Source organism: Marinobacterium stanieri, from assembly GCF_900155945.1.
In the GTDB taxonomy this organism is placed as follows: Bacteria; Pseudomonadota; Gammaproteobacteria; order Pseudomonadales; family Balneatricaceae; genus Marinobacterium; species Marinobacterium stanieri.
In genome coordinates, this window is record NZ_FTMN01000002.1 from 481794 (window position 1) to 501838 (window position 20045).

Sequence of the window (20045 nt, forward strand, 5' to 3'; positions counted from 1 at the left end):
ACACAGCGACACTTAAGGAACGCTAACAAAAAGGAGTGACAGCTTGATGACATGCCCGACAGGCCAAGCCTGCCGAGCATGCAGAGAACACCTGAAGGCAATCAGGAGTCGGAGGATTTCAGCTCGTCCAGCTGAGTGCGGGCTTCATCGGTCAGGTCTTCCGCGGTTTCGGAGGCCGCTTCACCAAATGCCTTGGCATCTTCTTTGACACGGTCATAGGTCTCACCCGTGGCTTCACGGATCTGATCACCGGTTTCAGCCGCCTTTTCTGACAGATCATCCGCTGTTGACTGGGCACTGTCCTTGGCATCCTTGTAGACATCGCCTGCAGCTGTCAGCGTTTCATCAGCCTCACGCTTCAGCTTATCCATGGAAGATTCGCTTTTTTCCAGCACTTCCGCACGGTCCTGCTCGGCTTCAGTTGCGGAATCATCACAACCTGTCAGCGCCAGCGCCGATACCAGCAGGGTAGAACCAATCAATGTCTTCATATGCATAAAAAGATACCTCCTGTGAATGTCGTATCCTGGCGCCCAGTCTAATGACCCAGCCTGAGTCGCGGATGAACGGCTGTCAGAATGACACCAGCGTGAGCACGCCAAGCGCTACAAAGAGCACACAGGCCGATTTACGCGCCAGATCCAGAGGGATCTTCTGCATCAGCCAGCTGCCCGCATAGGCCACAGGCACATTGGCCAGCAACATGCCCAGCGTGGTTCCCATGATCACCCAGAACAGGTCGTCATAACGCGCCGCCAGTATCACCGTCGCAACCTGGGTTTTGTCACCAATCTCGGCAATAAAGAACAGGATAGTCGATGCCAGGAAGGCACCATATTTGAGAACGGCGCCGTCTTCCTCATCTTCCTTGTCAGGAATCAGTATCCAGAAGCCGACCAGAATAAAGCTCAGGCCCAGAATCCAGGGCACCCAGCTTTCGGGAATCCACTGTACCGCCCAGGCACCCAGCCAGGCAGAAAGCGCATGATTAAGCAGTGTTGCCACCAGAATGCCGAGAATGATGGCATTGCGCTGAGCAAAACGAGCGGTAAGGAAAAGTGTAAGCAGCTGTGTTTTGTCGCCTATTTCAGCAATCGCAACAGCCAGAGTAGAAGGGATAAACGCGTCCATTGATATGCTTCCGGCGGGCCAAGAGTCCATTAAGACATCACACGCCGGCCCGCCAGGTCAGCATGTCATGTCTCAGGTCTCATTAATCCCGTACGGGACGTGACAGCCATGAGCTTGAGGCTCAATTATGTTGACGGCCACTCCGCCGGCTGACGCCGGACAGAAAATTACTCCCCCAAGAGCGGCGAGGATAATACCATCAGGGACACATAAATCAAGGCGACTGCCCGCTCAAACAGAGACTGGCCTGTTCGTCTGGCTCAGGTAGAATGGTCAGCCCACTCTGCCACAACATGGACGAAATCTATGACACTTCGACCGGGACTCGCCGCTTGCCTGCTCCTCGGCACACTTTTGACAGGCTGCCAAACCATACAGGTGCCTTTCATTTCCGAGCCGGAACCGGCTGAAACGCCCCAGCCCCCTGCCGAAGAACCGATTGTCGAAGAGTCCAGAGCCAGCTCCATTCCGGCCCAGCTGCCCGCCAGCGCCGACCTGAACTGGGAGCCCAAGCTGGACCAGCCGATTACCCAGCTGGAAGCCCAGCTGCAGGTGGAAGAGTCTCAGCTAAGCAAAAACCACACCCTTTCCAGCATCGCCTATCTGTACGATGCACGGCTGTACATGCTGTTTCAGGATACGCTGGACTACCTGCCTGAACAGGCGCGTCGTCATGAGGTGGAACTGCAGAACCGCTGGCTGGACCAACGCGCCGAGGCTATGACCCGCGCGTTCCTGGATGATGAAGACGGTGAGGTCGCGCGCTACAAGGCCGGTGAAGCCTTTATTGAGGAGACGCGCAAGCGTATCCAGGAACTGGAACGCCTGCGTGAGCTGGTGGTGATCGATTAATCAGGATTCCTGATGGCGCAGGAACGCCTGATAGTCACGTTCAACGCAGTCGGCATAGGCCTGCGCCATACCTTGCAGCAGGTCGTTGAATGCCGCCTTCTGTGGTAGTGCCAGGCCCAATACAGCCTTGGCAAACTGACTGGCGCCCTCCTCGCTCAGCGCCTGAGCGCCGCGCAGATGGGAGGCTGCCAGAATACGGCCCCAAAGCGCGGCAATATGGCGCCAATGCTTTGGCTTGGTCAGCTTATCGGTCGGATAGTCTGCCTTGAAGGGTGAGCGCTCCCGCACGGAAAACACCTGCTCACCCACTTCAAGCCAGCCCACATAAGGGTCCGGGTGGCGCGCCATCGCCTGAAAGGCCAGAGCATGGCGCTCCCCTTCATGTGCAAACATGGCGGCATATTCGTCACGTTCGCGCTGACTCATCACCCACCAGGCCGCCGGCGGCTGCTGCGCCTTGATATCCAGAATCACATCATCATGATCGCCACTGCCCTGCCCTTCAACCAGGGCATAGAAGCGGTCCGTTCCCAGAGAACCGGTACCGGCATTGATACGCCGGGCAATATCTTTCACCTTGAAATGCTGGTGACTGTGGCCGGGCACCTCATCCGCCAGCGTATCCTGATAATCCTGCAGCGCCTGTTCCAGCGCCTGATATTCAGAGTGCAGCAATGGCTCCAGCTTGGGGTGGTCCGGCATAAAGCTGCGTACGGATTCACCTTCGGCCACTGTCCATTTGCGCAGCATCTTGGCGCGGCTTTTCTTGTCGGTCAGTTTAATCAGGAAGGCCTGCAGGCGGCCATCAGTCGTATCCGCCATGGCGGCCCAGTCCCGGACCTCTTCACTATCCGCCGCCAGCGTGTCCAGATAGCTGTCGATCAGCGTTTCCAGAATCTCGGTGATCGCTTCCGGTTTGAGGGCTTCACTCTCACGCACCGCCAGCACCACACTGATCAGCAGACGCCAAAGATCGTACTGGTAATCGCCGACGATACCGTCATCAAAGTCATCCAGGCCAAAACGCACCCGTTCATCATGACTGCCGTAGGCACCAAAGTTATGCAGGTGCGCATCCCCCTGCAGCCAGGTTTGCGTCTCGGTACGCCCACCAAACAGGGAAAAGTGCCAATCCCGATACATATCCTGCCAGTACAGGTGGTTGCTGCCACGAAAGAAGCTGAATGCCGATACCGACATGCGCTCATACTTTTGCTGCCTCAAATGTGCATCCAGATCGGCATCGAAGCGTTCCAGCGCTTCAATGACCTGCTCATCACGATTATGTGCTGTGGCGACACGCATGTTCGCTCTCCTGCTGTGCGTTTGACCACGTACCTTAAACCCAGCGTTGCGCTGGATCAAACTCAGTGTTCACCCGCTCGGCAAGGCAACTTTGCACGTGTTAACATAATGGATAACTGAGAATGATTCTGATAATCAGGCTGTATTCATGAAAAATCGTGCCTTGCTTACCTTCCTGCTCCCAATGTGCCTTTCCACCACCACAGCAATGGCGCAAAACGACGCTGACACCAGCCAACTGAAGGCCAAAGCCGCACTGGGCCAGCAGCTGTTTTTTGATGTTAACCTGTCGAAAAATCGCAGCCAGTCCTGCGCCAGCTGCCATTCGCCGGCACAGGGTTTCGCTGATAACCGCAAGGGTACAGAGCTTGGCGGGTCTTTGGGTGACGATGGACACTCACTGGGCGATCGCAACGCACCTACTGCTGCCTATGCTGCCTTCAGCCCCGAGTTTCATCGCAAGGCCAATGGCGAATGGGCCGGCGGCCAGTTCTGGGACGGGCGCGCCTCAACCCTGGCCGACCAGGCAGGTGGCCCGCCCTTGAACCCGATCGAAATGGGCATGCCGGACAAGGCCAGCGTGGTCGCGCGTCTGAAAGATGCACCGCGCTACGTCATGCAGTTCGAGAAGCTTTACGGCAACGGTATTCTGGAGCAACCTGAACAGGCCTATGCCGCCATGGCAGACAGCCTGGAAGCCTTTGAGAAAACCAGAGAGTTTGCTCCCTTCGATTCCAAATACGACCGCTTCCTGCGCGGCGAAGCCAAGCTCACGGACCAGGAAGAACTGGGGCGCCTGCTGTTCTTCTCGCAGCAATTCACCAACTGCAACCAGTGCCACCAGCTGCGCACCAGTGCACGCGCCAAGGATGAAACCTTCACCAGCTACGAATATCGCAACATAGGCACACCGGTGAATACAAAACTGCGCGCAGTTAATGGTGTTGCCGCTGAGTTCATCGACCAGGGCCTGCTGGATAACCCGGCCATCGACGACCCGAACCAGGCCGGCAAGTTCAAGATTCCCACCTTGCGCAACGTCGCCGTCACCGGCCCCTACATGCATAACGGCGTGTTCCAGGACCTGCGTACCGTGGTGCTATTCTACGACAAATACAACAACCCCACCCGCACGACCAACCCGGAAACCGGAGAACCCTGGGGCAAGCCGGAAGTGTCCGCGAACCTGGCACTAAAGGAGCTGGAAGCAGGCCCCGCACTGGAAGATGAACGCATTGATGCACTGGTCGCTTTCATGAAGACACTGACCGACCAGCGTTATGAGCACTTGCTGAAGTGAGGTGAACCTTTTTTCGCGCGCGGAGCGCGCTCCCACAGAGCAGGCCTGTGCTTAGGCAGTTGTATTAATGAGCTTAGTATTTTGTTGTGGGAGCGCGCTCCGCGCGCGAATATGAATATCACCAAACAAATCCCACATCAGGCCTATACTCAAACACCAACAACAGAGGCAAGGATGCCTTATGTATCATTCAAACCGCTTGCGTACCGGTCGCTATTCAGCGACCGGCCATATCTACCTGATCACCATTAACTGCAAAGCGCGCGCGCCGGTATTCTCTGAGTTTCATACCGCCCGCTGTTTCGTTCATGCACTGCAGGAAGCCCAGCTCTCCTCCGAGACACTGGCGTATGTGGTAATGCCGGACCATGTTCACTGGCTGATGCAGTTGAAGGACGCGTTCAGTCTGTCCGAGTCGGTTCGTTTTGTTAAAAGCCGCACCACTTCACTCATCCATCAGGCTTCTGGCTATCACATTAGCGTTTGGCAGTCGGGGTTCCATGACCGGCAGCTGCGCCAGGAAGATGATCTGGTTCATCTGGCCCGCTATGTAGTGGCCAACCCGGTTCGAGCAGGGCTGGTTCGCTCGGTCAGGGAATATCCGCTTTGGGATGCGGTTTGGATTTAGACTGGGGTGAGGCTGGGGAAAACGCTATTCGGCCAGGGGACTGACCTCCCACAGTTAACCCCGCACTTCGGTGAGCAGGTGATGTGTGGGAGCTCACTCCTGTGAGCGAAACGGGATTACCCGCTTTGGAATGTGGTTTGGATTTAGACTGAGATGAGGCTGGGAAAAACGCTATTCGGCAGAGGGACTGGCCTCCCACAGTTAACCCTGCACTTCGGTGGATCGGTGATGTGTGGGAGCTCACTCCTGTGAGCGAACTAAACTCTGCCCCTCTTAAGTTTGATCACGCGGGTAATGTTGTGGGAGCGCGCTCCGCGCGCGAATCCTGCCAACCTTGTGCTAGAATCCCGCCATTCATTTCTGCCCTTGATGGCTGACCAATCCAAGCAACAGGACCTGTGACACCATGAGCCTTGCGCAATCCGTTCTGGCCGTGAACAACGACCTGCCGATCCGTACCGACCGCCCCGTTCACAGCGGCAAGGTACGTTCCGTCTACTGGCTGACCGAAGCGGACAGCCGCCGTCTGATCGAAGAGAAAGGCTACGACGTGGCCCCTGATGCCCCACTGGCGATCATGGTGATCAGCGACCGTATTTCCGCATTCGATTGTATCTGGCACGGTGAAGATGGCTTGAATGGCGTACCCGGCAAAGGCGCGGCGCTGAATGCGATTTCCAACCACTGGTTTGGCCTGTTCCGCGAGAAGGGTCTGGCCGACAGCCACATCGTTGATATCCCGCATCCGTTTGTCTGGATCGTGCAGAAGGCACGTCCGGTGATGATCGAAGCGATCTGCCGTCAGTACATCACGGGCTCCATGTGGCGTGCCTACACCAAGGGTGAACGTGAGTTCTGTGGTATCACTCTGCCGGAAGGCCTGCAGAAGGACCAGAAGCTGCCCGAGCTGCTGATGACCCCATCTACCAAGGGTATTCTGCGCGGTATTCCGGGCGTTCCGGAAGCGGATGACGTGAACATCACCCGCGCCAACATCGCCGATAACTTCGAAGCCTTCGGTTTCCGTTCTGAAGCGGACATCGCCCAGTACGAGAAGCTGCTGAAAGAAGGTTTTGGCGTGATCAGCGATGCCCTGGCGGAGCTGGATCAGGTGTTCGTCGATACCAAGTTCGAGTTCGGTTACGTCACCGATGCGTCCGGCAACGAAAAGCTGATCTACATGGATGAAGTGGGCACGCCTGACTCCTCCCGTATCTGGGATGGCCCGGCCTACCGCGATGGCAAGGTGATCGAGAAGTCGAAAGAAGGCTTCCGCCAGCTGTTGCTGAACCACTTCCCGGATCCGGATATCCTGCTCAACAAGGAGCGCATGGATGAGCGTGAGGCCCTGGCCCGTGACAACGCCCTGCCGACTGAAGTGCTGATGGATGTATCCCGTACCTACCTGGGCATTGCCGAGAAGGTCGTTGGCCACAAGATTGAGCTGTCGGAGAATCCGAAAGCCGAAATCATTGAAATCCTGCGTGATCAGTATGGTCTGATCGACTGATACTACTACCGGCCAAGCCAGAATAAAAAACCTCCCGCTGCCATAAGCAGGGGAGGTTTTTTGTTGGGCAGTTTTCAGACTTTTTTACTGCAGGTAGCCCTTTCGGCCAGGGGACTGGCCTCCCACAGGTACACCTTGTCACAGTTTGCATGTATCAATGCAGGTTTACCACAAGAGCCCTGTCTCAACTGGCTTGTCACAGAAGGCTCTCTCTGGTGACTTTTCTCTACAGTTTCGCAAAGTCCGCAGACACCTTTCACTTAACGCGGTTTCAAGGCATCACAGTTGGGGCGACGCCCTTCGGCCTGCGCCTGCTGGTACAGTGGATAGTACTGTGACAGTTGGGCGTCCAGCTTGCGAATACGGGTTGTGGATGCCGGGTGTGTCGACAGCAGTTCAGGCGGTGCAGCACCACCCTTCTCGGCCATTGTCTGCCACAGACTTACCGCTTCACGCGGGTCGAAACCGGCCTTGGCCATCAGCTCCTGGCCCAGCATGTCGGCCTCGGATTCATGGGCTCGGCTGTAAGGCAGCAGGATGCCGTACTGGGCGCCCAGCCCCAGTGCCATAACGGCAGCCTTTTGAGTTTTGCTATCGACCTGATCAGCCAGTACCAAGCTGGTGGCAGTAATACCAAGCTGTGTCAGCATCTGCTGGCTCATACGCGCATTACCGTGCTGCGCCAATACATGAGACACCTCATGGCCAATCACCGATGCCAGCTGATCCTGGTTTTTTGCCACCTTGAGCATGCCGGTATACACACCCATCTTGCCACCCGGCAACGCGAAAGCATTTACGGCCTCGTCCTTGAACACCACCAGCTCCCAATCCTGGGGCGCGTAGCCATATTCACGCGGCACCTGCATCACGATGGCATCGGCAATACACTGCACATAGCGGTTGGTCTGCTTGTCCTTCTCGATTTCGAGCTTCTCTTTCATCTGCTCGAACGACTGCGTCCCCATGGCATTCATCTGCTGCGGCGAGTTAAGCAGCAGCGTCTTTTCCCCCGTGGGAGACACTGCACACCCTGCTGCCAGGGCGCTCAAACCTGCGATCAGGGCCAAACGCTTGCACGCTTTCAACATTCAATCTTCTCCTGCTTGCTCTGGAAGTTCACTCTGCGTCCGTGCGGTATTGAGCGCATCGGCATGTTCCACCACCCAATCGTGCAGCGCCTGTAGATGCGGCACCAGACTTTGCCCCAGAGGCGTCAATGAATACTCGACTCTGGGCGGGACTTCAGGGAATACATGACGGTGAATAATACCGCCCTGCTCCAATTCGCGCAGCTGTTGCGTTAATACTTTCTGGCTCACATCGGGCATGCACTGGCGCAATTGCCCAAAGCGTAAGGTACCGTCCTTTAACCAGAACAGAATCAAAGGCTTCCATTTGCCACCAATGAGTTCGAGTACGGTATAGAGTTCACAATGTTCGCGCATGGGTTTCCTGCAGGTAACCGAGGCACCTGAAAGTGCCTTCTTGTCGCATCTCAGGTTGCTATCTAAGCTCGCAGCTTAAACGACAAAGGAGAGCAACCGTGGCTATTATCATACTGATTGATTTTACCATGCCTGCCGAGATGCTCGGTGACAACCTGACCGAAGCCGCACGCGGACTGGCCGAGTCCATCAACCATGAACCGGGCTTCATTTCCAAGATATGGACCGAGAATACGGAAACCGGTGAGGCGGGCGGAATTTACCATTTTGCCGACAAGGCTTCAGCGCAGGCGTATCTGGAGATGCACTCGAAGCGGGTTGAAGCGATGGGGGCCAAGAATATTCGCGGTCGCATTTTCGCTATCAACGAGACGCTGACCAGGATTAATCACGGCCAGACAGGAAAAGGCCCGGCAGAACACTGAGGTCCGGCCGGGCCTTTCTCACTAGGACAAAGCAGGTTTACAGGGTGTTGAAAAGCGTTATCGAGGCAGCCGAGGCAAGCGGAACGCCGCCCGGGCAAAAACAGGCGAAAAAGCGCAGTTTAGTGAACTAAATGAGCATTTTGAGCCTGTTTTTAACGATGCATCGGCAACGCAGATAGATTTTCAGCAGCCTGTTACAAACGGCTTTCCAGCTCGGGAACCGCTTCGAACAAATCGCCCACCAGCCCATAGTCGGCTACCTGGAAGATCGGCGCTTCTTCATCCTTGTTGATCGCCACGATGATCTTGGAGTCTTTCATACCGGCCAGGTGCTGGATGGCACCGGAGATGCCCACAGCGATGTAGAGTTCCGGCGCAACCATCTTGCCGGTCTGACCGACCTGCATGTCATTGGGCACAAAGCCTGCGTCAACAGCCGCTCGGGAGGCACCGACTGCAGCGCCCAGTTTGTCCGCCACTTTATTGAGCAGCTCGAAGTTCTCGCCGTTACCCATACCACGGCCACCGGAGATCACCACAGACGCAGCAGTCAGTTCCGGACGATCGGACTTGGCCAGTTCTTCACCGACGAAGCTCACATCCGCATGCTGATGCACAGAACCACAGGCTTCAACATTCGCGCTGCCACCGGTGGCTTCAGCCGCATCAAAGGCGGTGCCACGTACCGTGATCACCTTGACCGGATCGGAAGACTTGACGGTTGCGATGGCATTACCGGCATAGATCGGGCGTTTGAAGGTATCCGGCGCTTCAACTGCGCTGATATCGGACAGCTGATTTACGCCCAGCAGAGCCGCCACGCGCGGCGCAACGTTTTTACCGGTAGTGGTACCCGGCGCCAGGATGTGGCTGTAACCATCGGCCAGCTCTACTACCAGCTTGCTCAGATTTTCGGCCAACTGGTGAGCGTAAGCGGCATTGTCCGCATGGATCACCTTGCGTACACCGGCGATGGCAGAGGCCGCTTCGGCTGCAGCCTGGGCGTTTTCACCTGCTACCAGCAGGTCGATATCACCGCCGATCTGTTGTGCTGCCGTCACCAGATTCAGGGTAACCGGCTTGAGGGACTGGTTGTCGTGTTCGGTAATAATCAGGATGCTCATGCTACCACCTTCGCTTCGTTACGCAGTTTGTCCACCAGCTCTTCAACGGAGCCAACCTTGATACCTGCCTGACGCTCTGCCGGCGGTTCAACGCTCAGCAGTTCGGCACCTGCAGACAGCTGGGCACCCAGCTCATCCGGGGTTTTCACATCCAGGGGTTTCTTCTTCGCCTTCATGATATTGGGCAAAGAGGCGTAACGCGGTTCGTTCAAACGCAGGTCGGTGGTAACCACGGCCGGCAGCTTCAGGCTCAGGGTCTGCAGACCACCGTCAATTTCACGGGTCACTTTCAGGGACTCGCCTTCAACCACGACTTCAGACGCGAAGGTCGCCTGCGGGCGGTCCATCAGCGCTGCCAGCATCTGGCCGGTCTGGTTGTTGTCGGAGTCGATCGCCTGTTTGCCCAGCAGGATCAGGTCAGCGGACTCTTCTTCCGCCACTTTCTGCAGGATACGGGCCACGGACAGGGAGTCCAGCTGATCCTGAGCATCAACCTGAATGGCACGATCAGCACCCAGTGCCAGTGCGGTACGCAGCTGCTCCTGGCAGGGCTTGCTGCCGATAGACACCACCACCACTTCCGTAGCGGTGCCAGCTTCTTTCAGGCGCACGGCCTCTTCAACAGCGATTTCACAGAAGGGGTTCAGGGCCATTTTCACATTGGCCAGATCCACATCGGTTTTGTCGGATTTAACACGCACTTTGACGTTGTAGTCGATTACGCGCTTAACGGCTACGAGTACTTTCATAGGTACACCTTTTTGTTGTTCTGCTCGACTGGATGGGAGGCACATCGGCCTCCCGGCGGATCAGGGCTGAAAGATCAGGCTGTTTCCGCTTCTTCAGCCGCCTGCTTACGCAGGAGGAATCGCTGGATCTTGCCGCTTGAAGTCTTCGGCAAGTCGGTTACAAATTCGATTTCACGCGGGAAAGCGTGAGTGGACAGTCGGTTGCGTACATGCTGCTGCAGGGTTTCTGCCAGCGCCTCATCGGCATCGAACTGCGGATGGGTCACCACATAGGCCTTAACGATGGCACCACGCTTGTCATCCGGCTTGCCGACTACGGCGCTCTCGATAACGGCTTCATGCTCCAGCAGAGTGCTCTCCACATCGGCCGGGCCAATGCGGTAGCCGGCAGACGCGATAATGTCGTCATCACGGCCGGTGTAGGAGTGGGAACCATCGCCATTATTGATGACGATATCGCCGGTCAGGTAGTACTTGCCATGGAAGGGGCTCTTCTCTTCCCAGGTGTAGCCCTGGAAGAAGTACAGCGGCGAGTTGTCCATGTCCACGGCCAGTTCACCACTCTCTCCTTCAGCCACTTCATTGAAGTTGGCATCCAGAGCAACCAGGCGATAGCCCGGCAACTGATAGCCCATGCTGGCATCGCGGTGCTGATGCTCCAGCTCGTGGAAGTTGGCCGAAGTCATGCCGGTTTCGGTCTGACCATACTGGTCGCAGACGGTGCAATCGAATGCACGCTTCACCCAGGTCACGATTTCCGGGTTCAGAGGCTCACCGGCACTGCTGGCCACACGCAAGTCGATTTCCGGATAGTCTTTCAGCAGGGCATCGTTTGCCTTGAGCATACGATAGGCGGTCGGAGCCGCTGCCAGGTTGGTGATCTTGTAGGTGCGCAGGAATTCGAAGGTGTTTTCAGCGGTAAAGCCGGCTTCGTTGAAGTGCGTCGTGCAACCCAGCAGCAGCGGACCCACAACGGCGTAGTAGAGGCCGTAAGCCCAACCCGGGTCAGCCACATTCCAGAAGTTGTCGGTATCGCGCAGACCGATGGCATAACGCATGTATACGTAGAACGCCGGCAGCGCCTTGGCCGGGATGGTGACACCCTTGGATTTGCCGGTGGTGCCTGAGGTAAACATCTGCAGGAACGGGTCTTCCGCGCCAATCTTGACCGGCTCGAACTGGTCAGACTGCTGATCCAGCGTGGCGTAGAACAGGTTGTCCGCTTCAGCGGCCAGCTCATGACCGGCATCCGCCACCAGCATGGTTTCCGGCAGGCCGTTCACGTCTTTCAGTTTGGCCCACTGGTCCGGGTTGGTAATGATCAGCTTGGTCTGTGCCTTCTGTACACGGTACTCAATCGCACCCGGGCCAAACGCCGTAAACATCGGCTGATACACGGCACCGGCACGCAGTGCCCCCAGTACCGCAATCAACAATTCAGGGGTACGGGTCAGCAGGGCCGAAATTCGGTCGCCCTTGCCAATACCACGTGACTGGAGGAAGTTGGCGAACTGAGCGGAACGCTGCATCAGTTCTCGGAAGGTCATTTCACCACTGTCGCCATTGGCCAGTTCGTAGCGCAATGCAACCTTGACGGGGTCTTCGGCCCAGCGATCGCAGATCTCCTCACAGACGTTGAGGCCCGCGTTAAAATCGCCCACGAAGTTCTGTATGATCGACTCCGGCGTGAAGTCCTTGATGAAATCGTTGTAGCTGATCTTGTCCATACTGAAACCTGTTTATTGTTGTAATGCGGCTGCCCACTGAAGGGGGTCCATGCATAGGCGCTCTAGAAACAAGGGTTTTCCCTTACTTGCAGTATGAAAGCAGGTTAATGGATAGGCCGGTGACAACAGAATGACAACTTCCAACAGATAAATTGACAATTTTTGCACGCGATTCACGCTTGCCCGTTCACCGCCGGCATCGCGGTTTCGGGTTGGCTGGAGCCCTGTTTCAAGCATGAAAAACCTGACCTTTTCATCCCATTACGCACGCGCCATGCTGCACGGCCCTGAGGTCAAGGGCATGGATATAGCGGCATTGCTGGCGGACTGTGATATCGATTCCAAGGTGATCGCCCAGCCCAAGGCACGTATCCGCAAGGGGCAATTCATTCGCCTGTTTCGCGCTATCTGGCGCGAGCTGGATGACGAGTTCATGGGACGAACAAGTCAGCCCTGCAAGGTAGGACATTTTCATCTGATGGGGTCGCTGGTGGTGCACAGCAGCAACCTGCAGGAAGTGATTGAACAAAGCATCCGCTGCTACAGCCTGTTCTCGGAAGATATCGAGATCAGGCTGAATCTGGACGGCGACGAAGCGGAGTTGAGCCTGACTCACCAGCACCCTGAGCTGGACCCGGACAACTTTCTGGTGGAGTGGCTATTGATGGTCTGGCACCGGCTGATAGGCTGGTTGATCGGCCGTAAAATCGTGCTCAGCCATGCAAGTTTTACCCACCCGTTGCCACTGCATTTTGATGAATATCGCTTCATCTATCCCTGCAAGTGCCTGTTCGAGCAGCCTCGCACCAGCATCTTCTTCAGCAAAAACTATCTCAGCATGCCGGTGACACGCACCTCCAAAGAGCTGGACGAATTTATCATCTGCTCGCCGCGTGACCTGCTGATCTGGACCGATGAGGACGACAGCCTGAGCACACGTGTGCGCGGCATGCTGGAAACTTTTGACGAAGGCGGCCTGCCGAATCTGGACTGGGTGTCCGAGCAGCTGCACACCACCTCCTATACCCTGTCACGCAAGTTGAAGGCGGAGGGCACTTCCTATCAGGCGATCAAGGATAACCTGCGCCGAGACCAGGCGATCATGATGCTGACCCGCCAGAACCTCAGCATTGGTGACATTTCCAGCCAATTGGGCTTTGCCGAACCCGGCGCCTTCTCACGTGCTTTCAAGCACTGGACCGGCGTCAGTCCGCTGGCGTATCGAAAGCAGGAAGCCTGAGGGTCAGGCCTGCTTTGCGTACCAGCTGTTCCAGTTCCTGACGCGAGAGCCGCGCCACTTCCGAATAGGTATGGCGCATCACGCGGATATCGTTTTCCAGCAACGCCCGCAGCAGTTCGGATGCCTCCCGGTTACGCCCCTGCAGCAGTGCTTCCAGAATGGCCATGCGCCGCCGGCACGCTTTCTCCACCGAGGTATGCAGCTGCATCGACAGCAGGTCCGAGGGCTTTCGCAGCCGGTTCTGCTGCTTCATCATCGCAACAAGGAAACGGTTGCCCGAGCAGTGCATCAGCAACTCATGAAAGTCCGCACTCAGGGCAAACAGTTGCGCTGCAGGTACCTGTTCAGGTTGTGCAATGGCCTGTTGGTGACGTTCAAGCAGCGCCTCAACTGACTCCGTATCCAGCGTCCACTCCGGCTCCAACAAGGCGGCCGGTTCCATCATCAAGCGGCAGCGGTAGCTCTCATAATGGCTTTGGGCATTATTCAGGTTGTCACTCAACAGCCATTTATAGCCTTTGCCCGGCTGAACAATGCCGTCTACTTCCAGCTGCACCAGCAAGCGTTGCACTTCAGAGCGGCTGGCACCATAGCGCTGCTGCAGCTCCCGCTCGGAAAACGCTGCAGGCAGCTCCGACAGAAAACGGTCTATGAGAAACGCCATATACAGATCTTGAGGGTCGCTTTCATCCAGGTTTTCCTCAAACAGACTCAGCTCACTGGCCGGCACCCGCAACTCCACGCCTCGATAGGGCAAAGACTCCACCCAGCCCTGCTGTTCCAGCAATCCCAGCGCCGCCCGTATGGGCGAACGTGACACCTGAAACTGATCTGCCAGCGCCGACTCCCTCAGTCTGAATCCCTGGGGTGCGCCCTGCTGCTTCAGCCATTGCACGATCTGATCGGCCAACCTGGCCTGAAGTGCGGTTACTGCCTTCTGAACCATAACGCCCGTTAATTCCCTTCAACACCAAAGGCATAAGGGTACTGCCTGTTCCCTGAAAACACCAAAATTGTATTTCATCAACCAAAATACCATTGATAACAATTCTCATTGCGTATAGTATTTTCACATCCAAAATACAAAACCACTTTCATCCGCCAAAGGAGTTGCTCCGTGCCCTCTCCCCTACTGACGTTTCGCAAATCACTGATATCCGTTGCCATTGGTCTGGCCAGTACCCAGGCACTTGCCGCTGAAGCTGATCTGAACACGACCGTCATTACGGCCAACCGAGCTGCGACCAGTATTGCTGATATCCCGGCCACCGTACGTGTGATCGAAGCCGAGCAGATCCAGCAGCAGATGCGCGGCGGCAGTGATTTCAAGGATGCCTTGGCGCAGCTGATCCCCAGCCTGGATGCCGGCAGTCAGGGGCGGACCAACTATGGTCAGTACATGCGCGGACGCTCCATTCTGGTCATGATCGACGGGGTGTCACTCATCTCCAGCCGCAGCGTGAGCCGTCAGTTCGAGTCTATCGACCCGTTCAACATTGCCCGCATTGAAGTGATCTCCGGCGCCAGCTCCGTCTACGGTGGCGGTGGTACGGGCGGTGTCATCAACATTATTACGCGCAAGGGCACACCGGGCGAACCCCGCTTCGATCTGGAAACCGGCGTGAAGAGTGGCTTCCACAGTGACGATCTGGACAGTCAGCTGGCAGGTGCCGTCAGTGGCGGCAATGACCGCATGGACTATAGGATTTCTGCCTCACTGCGCAAAACCGGCGCCTTCTACAACACTGAGGATGAAGAGATCCTGCAGGACATCACCCAGACCTCGTCCCAGTATGGCGATCAGGTCGACCTGATGGCCAACACTGGCATCCAGCTGGATGACGAACAGCACCTTCAGTTGACGGCCCAGTATTTCAAGAACGAACAGGATGCTGACCGCTTCTCCTACTTCGGCCCCAACTATGCCGGCTTCACCGACCCGTCACAGGTATCCGTAGAGGATGGGCTGCAACTGGATGACCAGCCGGAAACCGAGCGCAAGTTGCTGAACCTGCAATACGCCAATGATGACCTGATGGGCCAGCAGCTGTTGGTGCAGGGGTTCTATCGCAGCGAAGCACTGCAGTTCTACCCCTTCCCGCGTGCGGCAAGCCAGACTGTCAGCGCCTCCAATCAGGAAACCGAAGTCTATGGCCTCAAGGCTGTTATGGTCAGCCAGCTGAGTGCGGATACCTCACTCACCTACGGTGCCGACCTGAGCCGGGAAACCTTCGACAGTCGCCAGCAGTATTATAATTTTGCCGATGCCGCAGCCAGCGGTGGCCTGGTCTACAACCCCGATGTCAGCACTGGTCGCTACCCCGGCGTTGAAATCGATGAGATGGCGCTGTTCTTGCAAGCCAACAGCCAGGTGACTGATCAGCTGACCCTGAACGGTGGTCTGCGTTATCAGTATGCCAATGCCAAGATCGACGACTTTGTCGATACCGACCAGCAGTACCTGGTCGCCACTGGTCAGCTGCCCTATGCCGACGCCGTGCCGGGCGGTGAAGCCGATTACAACACCACCCTGTTCAACCTGGGCGCGGTCTACTCACTGACCCCGGAACACCAGCTTTATGCCAATTTCTCACAAGGCTTTGAAGTGCCGGACCCGGCCAAATATTACGGCTACGGCAACTACGATGGCAGCAACCTGATCTCCGGCATCAACGTGGCGGACAACAAGGCAGACGCCCTCAAGACCGACTCCTACGAACTGGGCTGGCGTTATGACGATGGTCAGCTGCGCACCCAGCTGTCGGCCTACTACTCCATTTCCGACAAGCGCATCAGCAACAGCAGCCGCAACCTGTCCGTGAGCGTGCTGGATGAGAAAAAACGCATCTACGGCCTGGAAGCCATCGCCGACTATCGCATCAACAGCAACTGGGCACTGGGTGCCAACCTGCACCTGGTCGAGCCCGAGAAAAAAGGCGACGGCTGGCAGGCACTGGAAGCCTACTATGCCAGTACCCACAAGCTGGGCGCACATGTGGACTGGAACCAGGGCCCGCTGAACCTGCGTCTGCAAGGGATGAAAGTCTATGACTACAAGGATGATGCCGGTCGCGAACTGGACGGCTACACCCTGTTTGATCTGGTGGGCGGCTATGACCTGCCGGTGGGCAACCTGAGCTTTGGCATCAACAACCTGTTCGATACCGACTACCAGACCCTGTGGAGCCAGAAAGCCCAGATGCTTTACGCCGGCCTGACTTCACCGGCGGTCGTAACCTTCGAAGGTCGGGGCCGCACCTTGGGACTGAGCTACGCGGTTCAGTTCTAACAGCCCGCTAAACATCTGTAACTTGCCCGCCCTTGCGCCTGAAGGCGGAGGGCGGCATCCCCTTGATACGCACAAAAGCACGCCGCATACGTTCAGCATCCTGAAACCCGCATCGGTTAGCGATGACCTGTATCGAGTCCTGCCCACTTTCCAGATAGCTGCTGGCTGCTTCAACCCTGAGTCGCTCGACCGCACGCGCGGGCGTCGTACCCACTTCAGCGGTAAACAAACGACTGAAATGGCGCGGACTCATGCACATCCAGTGCGCCAGATCCTCAACCTGCAGAGGGTCGCGCAAATGGCTGCGGATATGATCCAGTAAGGGTGCAAAGCGACTGTCGGGCGCAGCCAGATCCAGCAGTTCGGAAAACTGTGACTGACCACCTGGACGCCGGTAGTACACCACCAATTGCCGAGCAACCTGACGTGCGACAGCCTCTCCCAGATCCTGGGTAATCAGGGCCAGCGCAAGATCAATCCCGGCACTGACGCCGGCCGAAGTCCAGACCGGACCGTCATTGACAAAAATCCGGTCCGGCTCCAGCCGTACCTGAGGAAAGCGACGACAGAAATCCGCACTGCGATTCCAGTGAGTGGTCGCTCTGCGCCCATCCAGCACACCGGCGGCTCCCAACAGGAAAGCACCCGAGCACACGCTGGTCATGCGCCTTGCAGTGCCAGATCGCGCCCGCATCCAGCCCAGTGTCTGCTCACACTCAGCCGCCGAGTACACGCCCCAGCCTCCCACCGCCATCAGCGTATCCACCTCTCCCGCTTCCTGACATGAGCTGGTTAGCAGGCTGACACCTGACGAGCTGGCGATCAGTCCGCCGTCAAGGCTAACCAGCCTGAGGTCATAACTGCCTGGTACCAGCCTGTTGGCGGCCTCGAAAGCAGCAACAGGCCCGGATGCATCCAGCAACTGGAAATCAGCAAACACAAAAACGGCAATAATATGAGGCATGGCACAAATAGTGGGAAGCTAGTCATTCAGGACAGATTCTAGTCATGCATGATCAGGCCAACAACGTTTACCGAGATTTTGACTCATGAATCGGAATGTCTTACTGCTAACCCTCTGCCAGGCCACTATGATGACCAGCGTGAGCCTGGTGCTGTCATCTTCTGCGCTGATTGGCGCTCAACTGTCTCCCGGCCCGGAACTGGCGACCCTGCCACTGGCGATCCAGTATCTGGCCACCTTGCTGATGCTGTTCCCGCTTGCCTGGTGCATGCAGCGTCTCGGAGCCAGAACCACTTTTGTATGCAGCGCACTGGCCGGTGCTCTGGGCCTGTTTATGGCAGCAGCAGGGATTTATCTGGAGAGTTTCTTCCTGTTTGCGGTATCCGGCCTGCTGATCGGAATCTTCAACGGCGCTGGACAGTACTACCGGTTTGCGGCCGCAGATGCCGTTGCCATCGAGCACAAAAGCCTGGCGATTTCCCTCACACTGAGCGGCGGACTCCTCGCTGCGCTGCTGGGCCCCAACCTGGCGCTCTGGAGCCGTGATGCTCTGGGACCGGATTTCTTTGCCAGCTTTCTTATACTGGCCATCATCGCCACATCCTCAGCCCTGCTGGCCGGCGCACTTCGTTTGCCGGATCAGAACAGTAGCGAGCCGTCGGACAAAAGCTCATCCAGAGATTCCCTCTCACGTGCATCACTGCTGAAAAACCCGGGTATCCTGATTGCCATTCTGGCAGCGGTGGGCAGCTATGCGGTTATGAACCTGCTGATGTCCGCCACGCCCCTGGCGATGATGCATTGCGGTTTCGGCTTTGATGACACAGCCTGGGTCATCCAATGGCACCTGGTCGCCATGTTCGCCCCTTCCTTTTTCACCGGACAGCTGATTCAACGCTTCGGCTGCATTCCCGTAATGCTACTGGGCTGCATGCTGAGCTTCGGCAGTATCGGCATTGGCATCCTTGGGGTTGAACTGATCCATTTCGAGGCGGCACTGGTGTTACTGGGGCTGGGCTGGAACCTTCTCTATATCGGTGCCTCATCACTGCTGGTTGAGCACTGCCACCCAACTGACAGCCACCGAGCAAGAGCACTCAATAATACGCTGGTATTTACCGGCGTAACCGGCGCCACCCTGATTTCCGGCAGCTTGGCAAGCACCATGAGCTGGGCGGCCATTAACCTGTATGCCGCCCTGCCCGTGTTGCTGATAATGGTTGGACTGCTCTTATTTCGACTGCAGACCCGCGCCTGCCCGTCAGCTATTCGCGCAAGTTAGAACAATGTGTTGTGTTGGGAGAGCGCTGACCAGCCAGTACGGCCAGCGCTCCTGTCTCAAAAACTACCCGGCGCACACTGCAGGCAGGTCAGCCCCAGCTCGCGCCAGCGCGCCACTACCGCATCACGGTCATCCAGCACCAGCCAGGGGCTGAACCCGTCGTCCCGAATTTGCTGCAGCAACTGCTGCTTAACGCTTTCATCATCAACCTCATCATCACCCAGGGCACGCAGGTACACGCCGTCGTAGGGAATCTCGTGACGGTCCAGCCACTCCAGGGTGTGCTCGCGGTGGGAATCCGGCCGACCACTGCAGATGACGATCTTCTGTTGCTGTGCCTTTAACATTCTCACCAGGTTACGCACGGGCTCGATCACCGGCGCTTCACGCATGAATTCGAAGAACGGGTCCCAGGCTTTTTCGGCGCCCAGCACCCATTGATGGACTGTTGCGGGATCGAAATGTGCCAGGGTTCCATCCACATCGACAATGACGGTATCACCGTTGTTCAAACCATATCTCCTTAAGTAAGGTCATGTCCCAGCCATCCGCCTGAGGCTCAATGAGCACCGGCTCGGCATTTTCAATTCTTGGGCCCTGTGGAGTGCCCGTTTGCAGCTCGCGAATCACGCGATACACCCCCGAGTGCGCCACAATCAAGGGCAAGTCATAAGCATTCAGCAGCTGATTCAGAGCATGAACGACCCGATATTTGAAGACGATCCAGGGCTCTCCATCCGGTGGTGTCTCTTCATAGGGCGTCTGCTCCGTAAGAGGCGCCATCTCAAGTGCCCCCCAATGACGCTCCTGCAGATCTTCGACACTAATCAGGGTGCGTTCGGGCAGTGCCAGCTGCGCAGTGGAACGGGCGCGCTGCAGCTGACTGGTGGCAACACAGCTCCAGTTATAGCCGCCCAGCCAGGCCGCTGAGCGGGCCTGTTCTTCTCCTCTCGGGCTCAGCGGCACATCCGTGGAGCCACAGATCAAATGCCCGGCATTGGCCGGGGTTTCACCATGGCGCATAAAAACAAAGGGGCGCCGCACCAGCGCCAACTCGGTATCAATCATGGG

Annotated in this window: 20 protein-coding genes; 8 read left to right on the top strand and 12 right to left on the bottom strand. The window is 56.9% G+C overall.

Features of this window, described 5'->3' with window-relative positions; genetic code table 11:
• Positions 1–101: 101 nt before the first annotated feature.
• Positions 102–497, bottom strand: coding sequence for a hypothetical protein (locus BW956_RS07295; RefSeq protein WP_010323769.1), 396 nt, complete (start codon positions 495–497; stop codon positions 102–104).
• Between the two features lie 76 nt (positions 498–573).
• A complete protein-coding gene (locus tag BW956_RS07300; RefSeq protein WP_010323770.1) occupies positions 574–1131 on the bottom strand; it encodes a TMEM165/GDT1 family protein in 558 nt (185 codons plus the stop codon).
• Between the two features lie 306 nt (positions 1132–1437).
• Here BW956_RS07300 and BW956_RS07305 point away from each other — a divergent pair, with 306 nt between their 5' ends.
• Positions 1438–1983: a hypothetical protein gene (locus tag BW956_RS07305; RefSeq protein ID WP_010323771.1), complete on the top strand. Its 546-nt coding sequence runs from the start codon at positions 1438–1440 to the stop codon at positions 1981–1983.
• Here the strand turns inward: BW956_RS07305 and BW956_RS07310 are convergent, their stop codons facing one another.
• Complete coding sequence (locus tag BW956_RS07310) at positions 1984–3288, bottom strand: DUF2252 domain-containing protein (RefSeq protein ID WP_076462006.1); 1305 nt, start codon at positions 3286–3288, stop codon at positions 1984–1986.
• A gap of 148 nt (positions 3289–3436) precedes the next feature.
• Between BW956_RS07310 and BW956_RS07315 the strand changes: the two genes are divergently transcribed.
• The 3 genes from BW956_RS07315 (at position 3437) to BW956_RS07325 (ending at position 6726) form a co-directional block, all read left to right on the top strand.
• Positions 3437–4588 carry a cytochrome-c peroxidase gene (locus tag BW956_RS07315; RefSeq protein ID WP_076462007.1) on the top strand — a complete coding sequence of 384 codons (1152 nt, stop codon included), beginning with the start codon at positions 3437–3439 and terminating at the stop codon, positions 4586–4588.
• A 181-nt stretch (positions 4589–4769) separates the two neighbouring features.
• Positions 4770–5216: an REP-associated tyrosine transposase gene (locus tag BW956_RS07320; protein WP_076462009.1), complete on the top strand. Its 447-nt coding sequence runs from the start codon at positions 4770–4772 to the stop codon at positions 5214–5216.
• A 406-nt stretch (positions 5217–5622) separates the two neighbouring features.
• Entirely contained in the window at positions 5623–6726 is a 1104-nt protein-coding gene (locus BW956_RS07325; RefSeq protein ID WP_076462011.1) for a phosphoribosylaminoimidazolesuccinocarboxamide synthase, read from the top strand.
• Positions 6727–6986: 260 nt separating this feature from the next.
• On the opposite strand, the gene BW956_RS07330 is transcribed toward BW956_RS07325, so the two are convergent.
• Together BW956_RS07330 and BW956_RS07335 are read right to left on the bottom strand one after the other, a co-directional pair.
• Positions 6987–7817 carry a M48 family metallopeptidase gene (locus BW956_RS07330; protein WP_010323776.1) on the bottom strand — a complete coding sequence of 277 codons (831 nt, stop codon included), beginning with the start codon at positions 7815–7817 and terminating at the stop codon, positions 6987–6989.
• The gene (locus BW956_RS07335) at positions 7818–8174 is read right to left on the bottom strand and encodes a winged helix-turn-helix transcriptional regulator (protein WP_076462013.1); all 357 of its coding nucleotides are present in this window, start codon (positions 8172–8174) and stop codon (positions 7818–7820) included.
• 98 nt (positions 8175–8272) lie between these two features.
• On the opposite strand from BW956_RS07335, the gene BW956_RS07340 reads away from it, so the two are divergent.
• Positions 8273–8599, top strand: a complete 327-nt coding sequence (locus BW956_RS07340; protein ID WP_076462015.1) for a monooxygenase — start codon at positions 8273–8275, stop codon at positions 8597–8599.
• A 194-nt stretch (positions 8600–8793) separates the two neighbouring features.
• Here the strand turns inward: BW956_RS07340 and BW956_RS07345 are convergent, their stop codons facing one another.
• From BW956_RS07345 to BW956_RS07355, 3 genes are all read right to left on the bottom strand, one after another.
• A complete protein-coding gene (locus tag BW956_RS07345) occupies positions 8794–9723 on the bottom strand; it encodes an electron transfer flavoprotein subunit alpha/FixB family protein (protein WP_076462017.1) in 930 nt (309 codons plus the stop codon).
• Positions 9720–10472 (bottom strand): electron transfer flavoprotein subunit beta/FixA family protein, encoded by a 753-nt coding sequence (locus tag BW956_RS07350; RefSeq protein WP_076462020.1) that lies wholly within the window; start codon positions 10470–10472, stop codon positions 9720–9722. The genes BW956_RS07345 and BW956_RS07350 overlap by 4 nt, the downstream gene beginning before the upstream one ends.
• Positions 10473–10546: 74 nt before the next feature.
• A complete protein-coding gene (locus BW956_RS07355) occupies positions 10547–12199 on the bottom strand; it encodes an AMP-binding protein (RefSeq protein WP_076462022.1) in 1653 nt (550 codons plus the stop codon).
• A 235-nt stretch (positions 12200–12434) separates the two neighbouring features.
• Between BW956_RS07355 and BW956_RS07360 the strand changes: the two genes are divergently transcribed.
• Positions 12435–13439, top strand: coding sequence for an AraC family transcriptional regulator (locus BW956_RS07360; protein WP_076462024.1), 1005 nt, complete (start codon positions 12435–12437; stop codon positions 13437–13439).
• Here the strand turns inward: BW956_RS07360 and BW956_RS07365 are convergent.
• Positions 13405–14385, bottom strand: a complete 981-nt coding sequence (locus tag BW956_RS07365; RefSeq protein ID WP_076462026.1) for a GntR family transcriptional regulator — start codon at positions 14383–14385, stop codon at positions 13405–13407. The genes BW956_RS07360 and BW956_RS07365 overlap by 35 nt on opposite strands.
• A 171-nt stretch (positions 14386–14556) precedes the next feature.
• Between BW956_RS07365 and BW956_RS07370 the strand changes: the two genes are divergently transcribed.
• A complete protein-coding gene (locus tag BW956_RS07370) occupies positions 14557–16728 on the top strand; it encodes a TonB-dependent receptor (RefSeq protein ID WP_175611977.1) in 2172 nt (723 codons plus the stop codon).
• A gap of 7 nt (positions 16729–16735) precedes the next feature.
• Here the strand turns inward: BW956_RS07370 and BW956_RS07375 are convergent, their stop codons facing one another.
• Entirely contained in the window at positions 16736–17692 is a 957-nt protein-coding gene (locus BW956_RS07375; protein WP_076462028.1) for a GlxA family transcriptional regulator, read from the bottom strand.
• 85 nt (positions 17693–17777) lie between these two features.
• On the opposite strand from BW956_RS07375, the gene BW956_RS07380 reads away from it, so the two are divergent.
• Positions 17778–18974, top strand: coding sequence for an MFS transporter (locus tag BW956_RS07380; RefSeq protein WP_076462030.1), 1197 nt, complete (start codon positions 17778–17780; stop codon positions 18972–18974).
• A 56-nt stretch (positions 18975–19030) separates the two neighbouring features.
• Here the strand turns inward: BW956_RS07380 and BW956_RS07385 are convergent, their stop codons facing one another.
• Together BW956_RS07385 and BW956_RS07390 are read right to left on the bottom strand one after the other, a co-directional pair.
• Positions 19031–19486, bottom strand: a complete 456-nt coding sequence (locus BW956_RS07385) for a phosphatase domain-containing protein (RefSeq protein ID WP_076462032.1) — start codon at positions 19484–19486, stop codon at positions 19031–19033.
• Positions 19473–20042 (bottom strand): histidine phosphatase family protein, encoded by a 570-nt coding sequence (locus tag BW956_RS07390; RefSeq protein WP_076462034.1) that lies wholly within the window; start codon positions 20040–20042, stop codon positions 19473–19475. The genes BW956_RS07385 and BW956_RS07390 overlap by 14 nt, the downstream gene beginning before the upstream one ends.
• Positions 20043–20045 lie beyond the last annotated feature (3 nt).

What these genes read in the sequence shown, in the direction of transcription:
- BW956_RS07295 (WP_010323769.1), bottom strand. Translation starts at nt 497, where the DNA reads ATGCATATGAAGACATTGATTGGTTCTACCCTGCTGGTATCGGCGCTG.
- BW956_RS07300 (WP_010323770.1), bottom strand. Translation starts at nt 1,131, where the DNA reads ATGGACGCGTTTATCCCTTCTACTCTGGCTGTTGCGATTGCTGAAATA.
- BW956_RS07305 (WP_010323771.1), top strand. Translation starts at nt 1,438, where the DNA reads ATGACACTTCGACCGGGACTCGCCGCTTGCCTGCTCCTCGGCACACTT.
- BW956_RS07310 (WP_076462006.1), bottom strand. Translation starts at nt 3,288, where the DNA reads ATGCGTGTCGCCACAGCACATAATCGTGATGAGCAGGTCATTGAAGCG.
- BW956_RS07315 (WP_076462007.1), top strand. Translation starts at nt 3,437, where the DNA reads ATGAAAAATCGTGCCTTGCTTACCTTCCTGCTCCCAATGTGCCTTTCC.
- BW956_RS07320 (WP_076462009.1), top strand. Translation starts at nt 4,770, where the DNA reads ATGTATCATTCAAACCGCTTGCGTACCGGTCGCTATTCAGCGACCGGC.
- BW956_RS07325 (WP_076462011.1), top strand. Translation starts at nt 5,623, where the DNA reads ATGAGCCTTGCGCAATCCGTTCTGGCCGTGAACAACGACCTGCCGATC.
- BW956_RS07330 (WP_010323776.1), bottom strand. Translation starts at nt 7,817, where the DNA reads ATGTTGAAAGCGTGCAAGCGTTTGGCCCTGATCGCAGGTTTGAGCGCC.
- BW956_RS07335 (WP_076462013.1), bottom strand. Translation starts at nt 8,174, where the DNA reads ATGCGCGAACATTGTGAACTCTATACCGTACTCGAACTCATTGGTGGC.
- BW956_RS07345 (WP_076462017.1), bottom strand. Translation starts at nt 9,723, where the DNA reads ATGAGCATCCTGATTATTACCGAACACGACAACCAGTCCCTCAAGCCG.
- BW956_RS07350 (WP_076462020.1), bottom strand. Translation starts at nt 10,472, where the DNA reads ATGAAAGTACTCGTAGCCGTTAAGCGCGTAATCGACTACAACGTCAAA.
- BW956_RS07355 (WP_076462022.1), bottom strand. Translation starts at nt 12,199, where the DNA reads ATGGACAAGATCAGCTACAACGATTTCATCAAGGACTTCACGCCGGAG.
- BW956_RS07360 (WP_076462024.1), top strand. Translation starts at nt 12,435, where the DNA reads ATGAAAAACCTGACCTTTTCATCCCATTACGCACGCGCCATGCTGCAC.
- BW956_RS07365 (WP_076462026.1), bottom strand. Translation starts at nt 14,385, where the DNA reads ATGGTTCAGAAGGCAGTAACCGCACTTCAGGCCAGGTTGGCCGATCAG.
- BW956_RS07375 (WP_076462028.1), bottom strand. Translation starts at nt 17,692, where the DNA reads ATGCCTCATATTATTGCCGTTTTTGTGTTTGCTGATTTCCAGTTGCTG.
- BW956_RS07380 (WP_076462030.1), top strand. Translation starts at nt 17,778, where the DNA reads ATGAATCGGAATGTCTTACTGCTAACCCTCTGCCAGGCCACTATGATG.
- BW956_RS07390 (WP_076462034.1), bottom strand. Translation starts at nt 20,042, where the DNA reads ATGATTGATACCGAGTTGGCGCTGGTGCGGCGCCCCTTTGTTTTTATG.